Source organism: Ensifer adhaerens, from assembly GCF_000697965.2.
GTDB lineage: Bacteria > Pseudomonadota > Alphaproteobacteria > Rhizobiales > Rhizobiaceae > Ensifer > Ensifer adhaerens.
Genome location: NZ_CP015882.1, coordinates 13,706 through 28,659, shown reverse-complemented (window position 1 = coordinate 28,659; position 14,954 = coordinate 13,706). Strand labels below are relative to the sequence as shown.

10 protein-coding genes are annotated in these 14,954 nt (G+C 58.2%); 9 read left to right on the top strand and 1 reads right to left on the bottom strand.

What is annotated here, in order from left to right; translation table 11 throughout:
• The first annotated feature begins 29 nt into the window (after positions 1-29).
• The 9 genes from FA04_RS27645 (at position 30) to FA04_RS27610 (ending at position 13,713) form a co-directional block, all read left to right on the top strand.
• Positions 30-1,775, top strand: coding sequence for a caspase family protein (locus FA04_RS27645; RefSeq protein ID WP_167550725.1), 1,746 nt, complete (start codon positions 30-32; stop codon positions 1,773-1,775).
• A complete protein-coding gene (locus tag FA04_RS27640) occupies positions 1,772-2,638 on the top strand; it encodes a hypothetical protein (protein WP_034796808.1) in 867 nt (288 codons plus the stop codon). The genes FA04_RS27645 and FA04_RS27640 overlap by 4 nt, the downstream gene beginning before the upstream one ends.
• A 32-nt stretch (positions 2,639-2,670) precedes the next feature.
• Positions 2,671-4,389, top strand: a complete 1,719-nt coding sequence (locus FA04_RS27635) for a hypothetical protein (protein WP_034796809.1) — start codon at positions 2,671-2,673, stop codon at positions 4,387-4,389.
• An 80-nt stretch (positions 4,390-4,469) separates the two neighbouring features.
• Positions 4,470-4,886 carry a very short patch repair endonuclease gene (locus FA04_RS34515; protein ID WP_082936588.1) on the top strand — a complete coding sequence of 139 codons (417 nt, stop codon included), beginning with the start codon at positions 4,470-4,472 and terminating at the stop codon, positions 4,884-4,886.
• Positions 4,876-6,375: a DNA cytosine methyltransferase gene (locus FA04_RS27630; protein WP_034796810.1), complete on the top strand. Its 1,500-nt coding sequence runs from the start codon at positions 4,876-4,878 to the stop codon at positions 6,373-6,375. The genes FA04_RS34515 and FA04_RS27630 overlap by 11 nt, the downstream gene beginning before the upstream one ends.
• Entirely contained in the window at positions 6,375-7,874 is a 1,500-nt protein-coding gene (locus FA04_RS27625) for an ATP-binding protein (RefSeq protein WP_335669422.1), read from the top strand. Before FA04_RS27630 ends, FA04_RS27625 begins: the two co-directional genes overlap by 1 nt.
• The gene (locus FA04_RS27620) at positions 7,867-10,650 is read left to right on the top strand and encodes a Z1 domain-containing protein (RefSeq protein ID WP_034796812.1); all 2,784 of its coding nucleotides are present in this window, start codon (positions 7,867-7,869) and stop codon (positions 10,648-10,650) included. Before FA04_RS27625 ends, FA04_RS27620 begins: the two co-directional genes overlap by 8 nt.
• Positions 10,647-11,627, top strand: coding sequence for a PD-(D/E)XK motif protein (locus FA04_RS27615; RefSeq protein WP_034796813.1), 981 nt, complete (start codon positions 10,647-10,649; stop codon positions 11,625-11,627). The genes FA04_RS27620 and FA04_RS27615 overlap by 4 nt, the downstream gene beginning before the upstream one ends.
• Positions 11,620-13,713 carry an AIPR family protein gene (locus FA04_RS27610; protein ID WP_051659357.1) on the top strand — a complete coding sequence of 698 codons (2,094 nt, stop codon included), beginning with the start codon at positions 11,620-11,622 and terminating at the stop codon, positions 13,711-13,713. Before FA04_RS27615 ends, FA04_RS27610 begins: the two co-directional genes overlap by 8 nt.
• On the opposite strand, the gene FA04_RS27605 is transcribed toward FA04_RS27610, so the two are convergent.
• Positions 13,710-14,888 (bottom strand): restriction endonuclease, encoded by a 1,179-nt coding sequence (locus FA04_RS27605; RefSeq protein ID WP_034796815.1) that lies wholly within the window; start codon positions 14,886-14,888, stop codon positions 13,710-13,712. The two genes, FA04_RS27610 and FA04_RS27605, sit on opposite strands and share 4 nt — an antisense overlap.
• Positions 14,889-14,954: the final 66 nt, after the last annotated feature.

The following is a 14,954-nucleotide window of genomic DNA, read 5'->3' as shown; positions in this document are numbered from 1 at the left end:
ACTGCGCTCTCTTGGTCGAGGGGGACATCTTGAGCAAAAGAGCGGCCGTTATCATCGGCGTGGATCGCACGGGTGAGCTTGCGGTACTGGAGGGTTGTGCAACCGGAGCGGAAGCCGTTGCCAAGTGGCTTCGCGATGAAGGGTTTGATACGATCGTACTCACGGACGCCAACGACAAGGTAGTTACAGCTGCCATGGTCATGGAAGCGGTCTCCACCTTCGTATCTGCGCAGACCTATCATCAGCTGGTTCTATTCTTCTCAGGCCACGGCTATTGGAAGAATGAAACAGAACTCTGGCTGCTCTCCAACGCGCCGAAGGATGCAAACGAAGCGATCAGCTGGATGGAAACCGCTGAATTCGCCAAAGACTGTGGAATTCCGAACGTTGTCCTGATTTCGGACGCATGCCGGACGATACCACAGACGAAAAGCGCGACGCGGGTGCGCGGCAGCGTAGTCTTTCCAAACGAGAACTTGTCTACCTTGCGTAGCAAGGTAGACAAGTTCATGGCAGCGGCGATCGGGCAGCCGGCGTATGAGACGAAGCTGGCCCCTGAAGGCACACGTACGAGCGTGTTTACCCACTGCCTTCTGCAGGCGTTCCGTGAGCCTGACCCAGATTTCGTTGACGAGGTTATAGATAATGGCGCGCCCGCCTTCGTTGTGACCAATCGTAAGCTTGGCGTGATGCTCCAGCGTCGGGTGCCCGAAGTCCTGGCTGCGATCAACCCGACCTACGCCCAGGATGTTGATGCGGAGGTCCTGTCGGACAACGACGCGTATATTGCCAGAGCAAAACGTCCGCCTGCCGGCGCGTTCCCTGAGCTTGGTCCGGCTCGACAGCCGTCAGCGACATTGCAGGAGGTAGCCGCCGTTGCGGTTTCGAAGGAACTCGGTAGTGAGATTAACATCTCCAAACGGCGCCTGAGCCGGGTCCAGCAATTTGCCAAACAGTCTGGATTTGACCGGAAGGTAGATGACGCTGCCGTGATCACGGATGTGCGGCATTTCGAAACGCAAACCGGGTTTACGGTGCTAGGCGATACTGTGGTCGATGTCGCTGCAACCTCAGGCGCGACCGTCGAGATACTGACACACGGTAACGCAGACGAAGCTGCCGTAATCCGCGTCGACTTGAGGGGACGCGCGAGCAGCGTCTGCATACGCTTCGGGAACGGGCGGGCAACCGTTCTTGCCGCTTTGTTCGGCTACATTGCTCACGTGACGGTTAAGGACAACGCAGTGGTCAGTGTGAGCTACGTTCCTTCGGAGAACAGTTTTCGTTGGGATTCGTATGCGCATCGCAGGGTGGAGATCGAGAAACTGCGCGCAGTCAGTACGGCCGCCGCGAGGAGCGGCGTGTTTCGGCTTTCGGACAGGGAGGAAGCGGTCGCCTTCGCCGAAAAGGCGCGCGTCGAAAAAGGAATTGACCCATCGTTGGGTCTTTACGCCTCCTATGCCTACCTGCAGGCAGACCTTCGAGACTCAATTGCGTCCGTGCTTGACTACATGGAGTCCGACCTCGAGGTGCTCATCTACGACGTCGCCCTTCTGTCGAAGCACCCAAGGCTCGCTGGCGAGCCCGGTCAAGCGATTGTTCCCTTCTGCCCCATGCTCACGCAGGGGTGGAACCTGCTTAGATCCAGGGGAGTGGCGCTTCCAGGCATTCTCGATCGCGCACAGGACGATCTCGAGCCGTCCTTGTGGACGACATTCAAGGAAGTATCTGCAGCTGAGATCATCGAAGCAATCAGAAAAGGGGAACTGCAGTGAGACTCTTGTTCGTGCATGGTCGCAGTCAGGGTGGAAAGAACCCCGAAGCATTGAGAGGGGCCTGGCTCGAAGCGCTCGGAAAAGGCCTTCATCGTGCGGGTCTGAAACTCCCGTCAGAAATCGAAGTGGCATTTCCATTCTATGGCGATCGGCTTGACAAGCTCGTAGCAGACTTCGAGCTACCCGCGGACCCCGCCATCGTGCCAAAGGGGAGCCCCGTCTTCGATGACTACGCAGCCTTCCGCGCCGAGGTCGCCGAGGAGATGCGCAAGCGCGCCAACATATCGGACGCAGAGGTCAGAGCAGAAGCTGGAGATGAACTCCCTACTGAGAAGGGTTTGCAGAACTGGGCGTGGGTCCAGGCGATCATTCGGCTTCTCGACCGCAATCTGGTCGCTGTATCTGAGGGCACGATCGAGGTGTTCCTTCGCGACGTCTTTCTCTATTCGCGACGAAAGACCGTCCGGACGCAGATCGATGCAATTGTTGCAAAGGAAATGACCGACGATACAACGGTGGTCGTCGGACACTCGCTCGGAAGCGTCGTGGCCTACAACATATTGCGGACACGAGCGGCGAAGATTCCCCTGTTCGTTACCGTCGGATCGCCTTTGGGAATCCGCGCGATCCGGTCGTCTCTGGCCCCGCTCGTCAATGCGGCTGGCAAGAGGGGTTGGTACAACGCCTACGACCCGCGTGACGTGGTGTCGCTGTATCCACTCGACGCAGGAAACTTCAATGTTGATCCCGCAATTGAGAACAACGGCAATGTGGACAACTGGACGGAAAACCGGCACGGGATCATAGGATATCTTGACGATCCCCATGTCGCGAAGGCGATCTTCGACGGTCTCGATCAGTAGTCACATCGGCGATAAGCGTTGGCGGACACGAGATGGTAAGCTACGTCGATCCGATCACGAATACAGCCGTGTTCTCGCAGGTAGACCTGCGACAACATCTGGTCGACTTCATCAAACTTGATTTCCCGGAGCGGCTGCTGCCAACGTTCCTGCACGAGAGCACTCATCATGCATGCTTCCTTTCGCCGGTCGGCGCGACATTGGCGCTCCTGCGGATGCGCGCATATCGTCGTTCAGAGCAGCTGACGACAAACCCAGACGCGGATGAATGGGAGCTTCTCGAGGACGTGCTGCGGCAGGAGGGGACGATGGAGGTACTGCGTCCGCTGTCCGAGGGTCTGGCGTGCTTTGCTGAGCTTGACAGCATCCCGGGTGAGTCGAACGTGCTCACTACCCCGATGGCATCGACCTTCTTCCTGTTCGGAGGTCGCGATCACGCGCTGAAATCGGCCGAGATCATCGAGAAGTATGGCCCTGGCTTCTTTCTTTACTCGCTGCTCTACCGGGCACGCACCGACGAAGAGGTTTTCAGGCGGCGAGAGGCCGTCCTGAACGCAAGTTTCCGATCATCTTCCGGGGGGCACCTTGCTGGCTACATGACTCTCAAAGCCCTTTGGGCAAGGGCCAAGCGGACCTCTGACCTAGCGTGGGATTCGGAACTTTTCAGCAAGTTCGTCAGGTCGTACTTTTATGACGATTTTGGAATGGTTGCCAAGATTCTCGACCCGACAAAGAAAGAACATAACGCGGTCAACGCGATTGCACAGTACATCCTCGAGAGGATGAGTCAGCTCTTCGGCCTGGACTGGGACGCTACCCTTCGGAAGTATCTGGAGGATGACGACGACGCGGGATACCGAACTCATGACTTCGGGAGCGTGGCATATCCCTCACCTGCTGGGATTAATGTCGATGATGATCGCCGATCTTTAGGTATGGGGCGTCTGGACGGACTGCTTGCAGAACTGGGCGATCCAAAATGCCCTAGTGAACGTGAAAGTTTGATGCGTCGCCGCGATCTCTTGCGAATGCAGAAGCGGGAACTGCTCTGCCTCGGCTCTCTTGATCTCCACGTAGTGACAAACGCTCACGACCGTGTCCTGATCTATCCGCTGGAAGGACCCCGACCACAGGAGTATCCAATCTATGCTGTGCAGGCCCTGGACGGCATCGATGTCGGTGATGGGCCCGGGTCCATGGAAATATACCTGATACCTACCGAAAACTCGCGGGCCAGTGCCATCGTCCGAGGCGGTCAGGTCGTGCATGTCCATTTCGAAGGTCCGATCAACGAAGCGCGGCAGAATCACTTTACAGAACTGTTCGGGAGCAGATCTGAAGAGCTACGAATTCTCGACGAACAAGAGAAAACGCTCAACTCGGCCATAGGTGAGAGCGTCATCAATTTCGTCCGGGCGCAAGCTCTCACAACCATTCCAGCGGGTGTCGATCAGTTGTACTCGGTCACCTCGACGTTTAACTTCCCTGCTGAAAAGCGCGAGTTTGCAGTAAGTAGGTTGATGGAAGGAGGACTGCGGTCGCTTTGTGACAGGGACGAAGATTTCATTCACGCGCTCGCCATGGCCGGCTCTGCCGGTTCTGTCACTACGCAGAAATCCGAACTCGAGGAGATTGCGTCCGAAAACGGTATCGACCTCATGGCAATGCTTGAAAAGGCCAACTTCCTGGAACAGCGCACGGGTCTCAGCACCCTGAAGGCGTTTGATGATCTTTTTGTCACCGAACTCTAAATGCTAGAAGTGCGCCTTGACGATGCGCGTGTAGAAATTGACTAGCATGTGTCGGCCTACCGGAACAGGACTAACGCACTGTGGACATCGTCTCACCAGCTCGTCGATCACAGATCATGGCCCGGATTACCGGGAAAGGAACGAAGCCAGAAGTAGCGGTCAGACGGGTAGCACATGGGCTTGGCTACAGATTTCGACTGCATCGGCGTGACCTTCCCGGCAGCCCGGATCTCGTCTTTCCGTCGCGCAGGCTCGCGCTCTTCGTCCACGGATGCTTCTGGCACCGGCACGCTGGATGCAGGCTTGCCTACAACCCGAAATCAAATGTTGAATTCTGGCAGGCAAAATTTAAAGGTAATGTTGCACGCGATGCGCGTGTTCTCGAGGAACTGGAAGGGATGGGCTGGCGCGTCGCAATGATATGGGAATGTGAAACCAGAGATTTCGATAGTCTTTGCGTCAAACTCAAGGAAATACTTGAGCAAGATGACAAGTGATTCGAAAACGATCAGACATGAAAAGCTTTCCCGTCTCCAGATGGGTGGCAAGGCTCGGACGCTTGAAATCTGTTCTGGAGCCGGTGGGCTTTCATTGGGAATGCTCAAGGCGGGGTTCGACCTTTCCGCGCACATCGAGTTCGACCCGGAAGCCGCGAAGAGCTACGCGCTCAATTTCGGTGGAGCGGACGCTCGTAGCAGCGCCTGGGCGCGGCCTCGAGACATGGTTGAAACGACTGCCGCCCAGCTTGTTGCCGAGCTGGGGTTCAAAACCAAAGCAGCCGAATCGTTCGATGTTCTGGCTGCGGGCCTGCCGTGTCAGGCATTCGCCCGGATAGGAAGATCCAAGCTTCGGTCCGTTGCTGGAGAGGAGGACGCGTTTCAGAAGGATCCCCGGGCGTCGCTCTATCGCCACTTCCTCCAGTTCGTTGAAGACACCCAACCCCTGGCGATCATCATCGAAAACGTCCCAGATATTCTGAACTTCGGTGGCCACAACGTTCCCGAAGAGATCTGTGAGACACTGGAGCAATCTGGGTACCGGGCGCGTTACACGATCCTCAATGCTGCCTATTTCGGCGTTCCTCAGGTGCGCGAGAGGCTTTTCATTGTCGCCCTGGCTGATGCACTCGATCAGGTACCTGAGTTTCCTGACCCCACACATTTCCTCGATCTACCCAAAGGCTATGAGGGATCACGACGCGTCGCTCTGAAGCACGTTAGCGATTCCAGTCGATATTTTCATCCGATCCCAGTTCCTGACCCTAAGCTGCCACTGGCCGTTGGTACGCGGGAAGCAATCGGTGATCTGCCGGTCATCACGGAACACTTCAAGGATCCAGCCACAATCCGCCGGCGGAAGCTGTCCGCCGATCTGCCCTATCAGGCGAATATTGGGGCGCTCTCCGACTACGCGCATCTCATGCGCAGCTGGGGCGGATTCGCGACATCTGGTTCGTCGGATGGACATCTTGTGCGGGTCACACCCCGCGATTTTCCGATATTCAGCCGGATGGCGGTTGGAGACGACTACCCTATGGCTCGCCGGATCGCGGAAAAGCTCCTGGCCGAGACACTCGCGCAAGCCGGGATTGCCGACATTGGCCAGGACTCGCAAACGTATCTCGATATCCGGGCAAAGATCGTTCCGCCCTATGATCCGGCCAAATTTCCAAACAAGTGGTGGAAGCTCGATCCCGACAAGCCCTCTCGCACGCTGACGGCGCATATGGGCAAGGATACCTATTCACACATCCATTACGACAGCAAACAGCGCCGGACGGTTTCCGTCCGTGAGGCCGCTCGGCTGCAGTCGTTCCCGGACGGCTTCCAGTTTGCCGGCGCCATGAATGCCGCGTTCCGGCAGATTGGCAACGCGGTGCCCCCCTTGCTTGGATACGCGGTGGCCAGCTCGCTTCTCGCTCAGCTCGGATGTCACGTCAGCAGACCCGAGGTTGAGAAGAAGGTGGCCAGACGGCGGGCAGCCTGATGATGGCGGCCCGATCCGTTCCCATCCCGCCCAGACCCTCCGCGCTTATGTCCTCATTGCGTGGACTGGGATATTCGCCGGAGACGGCATTGGCAGACGTGATTGACAACTGCATCACGGCTGGTGCAGCCAGTGTCGAGATCGACCTGAAGTGGGACCACGACCTGCCGGTCGCAGCGATCCTCGATGATGGCAGAGGCATGGACGAGCAGACGCTCGTCGACGCGATGTGCCTCGGCGGCGACGGTCCGGATAGCGAACGGGCGCCAGAAGATCTTGGCCGATTTGGCATGGGGATGAAGACAGCCTCTCTTTCCCAGAGTCGACGGCTGACCGTTCTGACCAGGCCAGCTGGCTGCGCCGTCCACGCACTTCGCCTGGATGTAGCCGTCATTGCAAGAGATGGGTGGATCGCCGAGATCCCGGACCCACTACCCGAGCACGTATTGGCCAGAAAGCTGGCCGGATCGCGAAGCGGCACTCTGATTCTATGGGATCAGCTCGACGAGCTTAGCGGCCTCAAGGGCCTGGGCAAGGAAGCCTTCTATCTTCGCCTCGAAGAGATACGCGCGCACCTCGGGATGATCTTTCACAGATATATCGATGGGGACGCGTCGCGGACATCAATCGTGCTCAATGGACGAGCCATCAAGGCATGGGATCCGTTTCAGGCGAGCCATCCCGCTACTCAGGCCATGCCATCGCAGCGAATCCGTCACGCAGGCACCTCCTTTACCATCCAGCCATTCGTGTTGCCCCATCGGGACAGGTTTGAAAACGAAACCGCATATGATGCTGCCGGCGGGCCTGGAGGCTGGGGCGCCCGCCAGGGGTTCTACGTCTACCGCGGGAAGAGACTTCTCGTCGCAGGCAGCTGGCTTGGGCTGGGTGGCTCCAGGACCTGGACGCGAGATGAATCGAGCCGTCTGGCGCGTATTCAGGTCGATCTACCAACAGACATGGATCGCGAATGGCGCATCGACGTCCGCAAGTCACAGGCTCGTCCACCCGGCGCTCTTCGAAGCCGGCTCACCGACATTGCAGCTCGATCCCGTGAAGCTGCCAGAGAAGTCTTTGCCTTTCGAGGACAGGGGCCTCGTGTTCGCGGCTCGGGGAGCGAAGCCCATGCCGTGTGGCTGGCTTCAGCAAGCCGGAGCGGCATCCTGTACCGGATCAACCGCGACCACCCGCTCATCCTGGCTTGCCGCGCTGCTTCAGAAAATCTTCGGTCACTCGATGCGACGCTGTCGATAATAGAACGGACTGTGCCCGTCGAGCGCATCTGGCTGAATGTCTCTGAATCGGAAGGCGCTGCGGTTCCCATACTCGATACAGAAGAAGTCTCTGAACTCAGTGACAAACTTGTCGAACTGGGTCGACTGCTGCCACCTGGCATGTCTACCGATCAGCGGGTCGAAACGCTGCTCCGCAGTCTTCCAGGAGATCTGGCGGCGCTGAGAGCGTCATTGAAGCATAAACTTGAGGAAACCTATGGCTGATTCGATCGACGCTCTTGTATTGCGAGCCCGGAAGATCCTGCAGGTCCGCAAGGAAGCAGGCGCGGCGATCGACCGGGAAACAATTCTCCAGCTTCTCAAGCTGGATGCACCCATCTTCGGTCTCATGACCGAAAAGGAGATCAGTGAGGAGGAGATCGAAGCAGCTGCTCGCCAGCTTCTGACCATCTTCATTACGGAACAGGGCCCTGCCCTCATGCTGACCAACCGGGAGGGCGGGCGACCCGCTCCGTGGTATACCGGAAGCCGACGCCAGCCAGGCAGCTTCATGAAGCGATACCTCGAAAAGCTCGAGGAAGACGGTTGGGTGGAAGATTCGGTGAAGGAGCTGGAGCTCAGTACGGCCAGAATCGTCGAATTGATGGAAGATCCACAGAGGCCCGGTCCGTGGGACTGGCGTGGTCTCGTAGTCGGTGATGTTCAGTCCGGCAAGACGGCAAGCTATGCAGGTGTCGTCAACCGGGCCGCGGACGCGGGATATCGGCTCATCATCATTCTGACCGGCATGCACAGCATTCTTCGACTGCAGACACAGAAGAGGTTCGACCTCGATTTTCTCGGGTATGACACGAATCCCAAGAAGCAGAAGCCCAATCAGCCCATGCCGGTCATTGGCGTGGGTGAATTCAATCCCAACCTTCCCGTGGACAGCCTGACCAACGCCTCGCTCAAGGGCGACTTCAACCAGACGGTCGCTGATCAGGCGAATATTTCTCCTGTCAGCCAGCCGTGTGTCCTCGTCGTGAAGAAGAATGCTAAGCTGCTCGCCAATCTCAATGGCTGGATTGCACGGCGCTCCGCGCTTTCACGCGCGGCCCCCGCCCTTATCATCGACGACGAGGCAGACCAGGCCTCCGTCGACACAGGGGATCAGCCGCTGCTGGAGGATGGCACCTTCGCCGAGGATTATGAGCCGAAGCGGGTCAATGGGGAAATCCGCAAGCTTCTCATGCAGTTCGACCGTCGGATGTATGTAGGTTACACGGCAACCCCCTTCGCCAACATCTTCATCCACGATGAAAGACGGGCTGCCGAATTCGGGGATGACCTGTTTCCGTCCGCCTTCATAATGTCCTTGACGCCTCCCGATGACTATTTCGGCCCTGCGGCGGTGTTCGGGACTGGAGAGGACGGCCAGAATCCTGGACTACCGCTTGTTCGCACCTTCGGCCAACAGTCGGAAGGATGGATGGAGGAGAAGCACGACAAGTCGTACAAGCCGAGATATCGCGGCAGCGACAGCATCCCGCCTAGCCTGGAGAAGGCGGTAGATGCTTTTATGCTGACATGTGCCGCACGCGCGGCCCGTGGCCAGGACCGCAAGCATAACTCGATGCTTGTGCATGTGTCCCGGTTCGTTGACGTCCATATCGAGGTTCACCGCCAGGTTACGAGATATCTTGATGCGACACGATCCATGATCTCGAATGGCGACAGGGATACCCTGACACGTCTGGAAGCGATGTGGGAGCAGGATTTCATTCCCACCACGGCGGCTGTCGAGGGCACGGTCTACGGCCGTAACACGGTCAGGGTGAGCTGGGGAGCGGTTCGGGCGAGACTTGCCGACTCCGCCGACAAGATCGAGGTGATCACTGCTAACGGCAAGAACAAGACCGATATCGACTATGACGCTTTCCAGGCGTACGGTCGGTCCTTAATCGCTGTCGGCGGTGACAAGCTTTCGCGGGGACTTACGCTTGAAGGTCTGTCGGTCAGCTATTTCCTGCGCACATCGCGCCAATATGACAGTCTTCTTCAGATGGGCCGCTGGTTTGGATATCGCCGCGGTTTTGCCGACCTCTGCCGTCTCTATACGACGCCGGACATGCGAGACTGGTTCCGGTATGTTGCCACTGCCCAGGAAGAGCTGCGACAGCAGTTCTTTGACATGTCGCTTCAGAAGAAGACCCCGACCGAATTCGGTCTGAAGGTGTCCGTCCATGACATTCTGGAGATCACAGCGAAGAACAAGCAGCGACATACACAGCTCAGGCAGAGCAGCTATGCGGGCGAAGGCAAGATTCAGACTGTGATGTTCCGGGATGCAATTACGATTGGCGAAAACGCCGATACGACTGACCGCTTTCTCGGCAAGCTGGGCGCTGGCCAGCCAGATCCACTACGCCCCGGTATGCCTCGGAATGAAGCCTCCACCGCATCCGGCATTCTCTGGAGCGGAGTGCCGGGGCAGGACGTCGCCGAATATCTGAGAAGTCTGCGCTTTCCGCCGGAAAGCATCCAGGTCAATGGCGACAAGCTCGCCGACTACATCAGAGATCAGCTCTCGATGAACGAACTCACAGAGTGGGCAGTCTATCTTGCGACAGGCCGCAGGAAAGAAGTTGATCTCGCTGGCCGGAAGCTGCGATGCGTGATGCGGCAGCCGAGGGAAGGTGATGAGGTAGGCTTGGGTGCGGACAACCGTTTCATCATCGGAACGGCCCTCAGCCCGTTGGACCAGGCCATCGACCTAAGGGACCAGGAGTTCACGGCTGCTCTGGACAGCACCAACGCCGAGAGACGATCGAAATCGAAGCCTGAAACGGATGTACCGTCGGGAAAGTCCATCCGCAAGGTCCGCGGGTGGCGACCGCAGAACGGCCTCCTCATCATCTATCCGATCGATCCCGATCTCGCTAAGGTCGAAGAGACTGAGCGCCCTGTAATCAGCGTGGTTGTGAGTTTTCCGGACAGCGAAGAAGCGGATGAACGCGTCTATCGCATCAATAGTGTCCTGCAGCGAGAGGACGCATGACGGACTGGGCAACCAATCTCACCGACGCCTGGAACGAGCTGGGTCAGATACGGCCGCTTTCCCGACAGTATCGAAGCAGACTCATCTCAACCGACCTTCCTCTCGAAATTCATGCCGGAAGGCGGGCGGATGACGATGCGCCATGTCTGATGCTTCGGGCAACGGCACCTCAAGGAGCCCATTTTGAACTGGGTGGGATGCGACTGGTCTTGATTCTGCATGATGGAAGCCCGGTGCTAGTCCTTTCTCTTGAAGACGACGCGCGGCGGGACCTCTTTTCGACCATCTGTGCCGACCTCGTCGCTTCGGTCACAAACTCCGAGGTAGACAGGGCGCTCAATCATTTCCTGTCACGCCTTGATGCCTGGCGGCGATTTCTTCGCGAGCGGAATGCCGGCCTCTCGCGCTCGGAGACGATCGGTCTCATCGGTGAGCTTCTGCTTCTGGAGAGGCTGCTGGAGCTTGACAGCAGCCACCTGACATCCTGGAGCGCGCCGACTGACGGCCTTCATGATTTTCAGAACGGCGGCCATGCTCTGGAAGTCAAGACCGGTCTTGGACCGTCTGCGCAGATCACGATCTCGAGGCTTGATCAGCTGGATACCGCCGGTCTGAGGCTTCTTGATCTGGTACACGTGAGGCTCATCGAGAGCCCTTCGGGTAGAAGCCTTCAGGACGTGCTGACAGCGCTGAAGGGTCACTTGGCGGACGGCGCTTCCTGCCACGCTCTTGATAATTTCGTCATCCGTCGCGGCCTCCTGCCCGACGATGAGAGCGCACGCAGCACGCCTCGTGTTCAGCTCCGCAGCATGGACTGCTACGCAGTCTCCGAAGAGTTTCCACGATTGGTTCGGGCGGACCTGCCCGCAGCAATCACGGAGGCTTCCTACACGCTCGAGGTAAGGTCCATCGGTCCCTACGCGCGCGATATCCAGGAAGTCCTCAACGCATTCAATCTGGGGGAACAGAATGGCTGACGACGCGGCAATGGATTTTCTTCAAGATCTCGTCAGCGAGGTCGAAGAGAGTGTTTCAGCTGTAGAACCGTTCACAGTGAACATCTTCACTGCAATGATCCTTGAGCGTTTAGAGGAGGCAGGCCACTTCGACGAGACCTTTCCGGTCTATCAGACGGGGCACTACAAGGACAGACGTGGCCGCAATGTTGCCTACCGCATAGATGGCTATGCCTATGACGAGGAGCGCGGGAGGCTTGATCTCTTCACGACGCTCTATTCGGGTGATCGGGATGCTGCGCGGATACCCGCGGCGGAGGTTACCAAGGCTCTGGAGCGGGCGCTCCGGTTTGCGAGCGCCTGTGTGGATGGTCTGGCCGCCAGCCTCGAGCCTGCGAATACTGACGCCAGCGATCTCGCCAGGCTGATAGAAGCGGAGGCCGAAAGGCTGACTGCCGTCCGCGTCGTTCTTCTGAGCGACGGAACCATGGGCAACATCACGCCGCCTGTCGAATGGAAGGGGAAGCCGCTCAAGTTCGAGGCCTACGATATCACCAGGCTCTTCAGGGTGCTTGGAAAGGGTGAGACCCGCGAAGACATTGCCGTGGATCTCGTGGCGCTCGCTGGGCGGGGCCTGCAGTGTCTGCATGTTCCGGCACAGAACGACGACTACGATGCGTATCTGTCAGTCCTGCCGGGCAAGGTCCTATCTCAGGTCTATGAGCGCTATGGCGTGCGCCTTCTGGAGCTAAATGTTCGAGCCTTTCTCGGGCTCCAGGGCCGCAAGAGTGTCAATGCCGAGCTGCGCGAGACAATCGTCAAGAAGCCGACGATGTTCCTCGCCTATAACAACGGCATCGTTGCGACGGTTGATGATCTGGAAGTCGGCCAGGGCGCGTACGGGCTCGAGATCAGATCGCTGAGAGGCCTCCAGATCGTCAATGGTGGACAGACCACCGCGTCCCTGCACCGTGCAGGACGAAAGGACTCGGACCTTGAACATGTCTCTGTCCCCGTGAAGATCATAAAGGTGGGCGGTGCAGATCTGAGTGAAATGGTATCGGCCATCTCACGTGCTGCCAACCGGCAGAACACTGTCCAGCTTGCGGATTTCTCCGCGAATGATCCATTTCACCAGCAGGTTGAAGTACTTGCTAACACGACATGGCTCAGCGACGGTAAGGGCAGGTGGTTCTATGAGCGGGCCCGAGGCGCGTATCTGGCAGCCGAACACAAGGCGGCATATCGAAAGTCCGACGAAACGACGTTCCGGCAGCAGACGCCCAAGCACCGGCGCCTCAGCAAGCTGGATGTAGCGCGGTATCTCAGTGCCTGGTCGGGACTGCCTGACAAGGTCTGTCTTGGAGGGCAGAAGAACTTTCAGTATTTCATGCAGAGGCTCAAGGATGAGCCCCTTCCACCGCCCGACCAGCCCTGGTTCAGGCGGCTCATCGCTATTGCGGTACTCTATCGAGCCGCCGAAAAGAAGATCAGAAGCATGAAGTTTCCGGCGTATGGTGCGCAAATAGCCGCGTATCTCGTAGCTGGTCTCTCCCACAGATCGGGCGGCAGGATCGATTTTGAAGGAATATGGTCAAGACAGACGATTACTACCGAAATGGAGCAGCTGATTGCCGACTGGGCGCCACAGATCGACACCATACTTCGCGAATCGGCTGGTCAGAAGAACCCCAGCGAATGGTTCAAGAAACCAGATTGCTGGAAGACAGTGAGGGACCGCCTGCCGTCGTTCGTTGATCCTTTGCCACAGGAGTTTTCCTATGCGGAGAACGGGACAGCCGGCGAGATGATGGGTTCGGGAGAGGCCCGCTCCGTGGTCGACTATGAGCGGATCGCGCGTTGCATGGAGGTTACAGGCGCTACCTGGCTGGAGGTTGCCGAACGTGGACAGAAAGCGGGCATCATCCACTACCGGGTGGCAAGCATATGCAGGACGCTGGCAGGCTACGCCGTAGGTGGCTGGGAGAAGAAGCCGACGGTCAAACAGGCTAAGCCTGCTCTGGAGGCGCTTTCGGCGGTAGACAGGGCCGGCCTTGTCAACCTGGGTTCGCAGCTTGCCAGGGTCGGTGAAGAAGCTGAGGCTTAAACGTCGAGCGGAAATTCCTCAACCAGCCACCGCGAGACGGCTTGAGCACTGCCATGCCCATTCCGTCGCAACAGCTCCACGATATCTGCTGCCGCGATAACAAGTATCGGATGCAGGTCCTCCTTGATCTCCTTGTAGGCCTGGAGGTCGACACAGGACGTCGTGACCAGAACCCCGAACTGCCGGTGGCGAAGCCTGGAGATCAGTCGGGACATGTCCTTTACTCCGACAGCAGTTGGAGGGGTGTAGCATTTTGCTTCAAGCGCGAAATCGACAAGGATCCCGCTTGGACCGGACCCCACCCTGAGCTGGCCGACCGCGTCACGCCCTCCATCGCGAGACGGCCGGGTGACGTCCAGCGCAGCTATGTCGGGGACCATGAGACGTGCGAGCGCAGCGGCACAATGCTCGAATGCGTGTGGCCGACCCTTGAAGTGAACACGGATGGCTTCCATCATGGCCTGCCCCTCCTTGTCGGAGGGTAGCTGTTCACTGCGGTTCCTGTACTCGAGAGTCCGGGCCGCTATCAAAGGGGTTCGTTTTCCCGTCTTGCGCCAGCGTAACCAAGCTGGAGGAGCATGCGAGTGATCCGGCTGGCCGGCGATGATACTGTCAATCCATTTTCGCGATATGACCGCGGCGTCGAGAACGGTGAAGCGGGAGCGGTAGTTCTGAAACCTCTCGTTCTTGACGTTGCGCCAGATCGCCACGAGCTCCTCGGAAGCATCAAGATCGCTTGCCCCAGGAACCGCGAGCCCGAGGAATCTCACGTCGCGATAGGTGCCGGTCTTTGCGAAAAGAAACACCGGCGGTACCGCCTCCCTTCCAGCCTGCCCTGACCGGCTGTCTTCAAATATCGTCTTGAGTATGAGATTGCCATCACGGCCCGTGTCATGCAGGTCGCGCCCTGGCTCCTTGTTGTCGCCGTAGTATGTGAAGATGCCAGTATCCGCATCGAGCGCATCGGGCCAGTCGGGATCGTCCATGCTTGTTCTGAGCACCAGCATCTCGAGCTTGGCCTTGACTTTGCCGCGGTAGCGGAACCCTCCCTGACTGTCGACCCGCATCAGGCGAGGGAGCGGATCGTCTCCGGCATTTCCTTTCCGCCCGCCCTGATAGATCGCGTCGACGATCAGGTCGACCTGAGCAAGGTTATCGGCGGCGATTTCTTTCATTGATATCCTCGCATCACACGCATCTGCCCCGGCGCGAGGATTCTCGTTCGCGGCGATTTGGCAGCG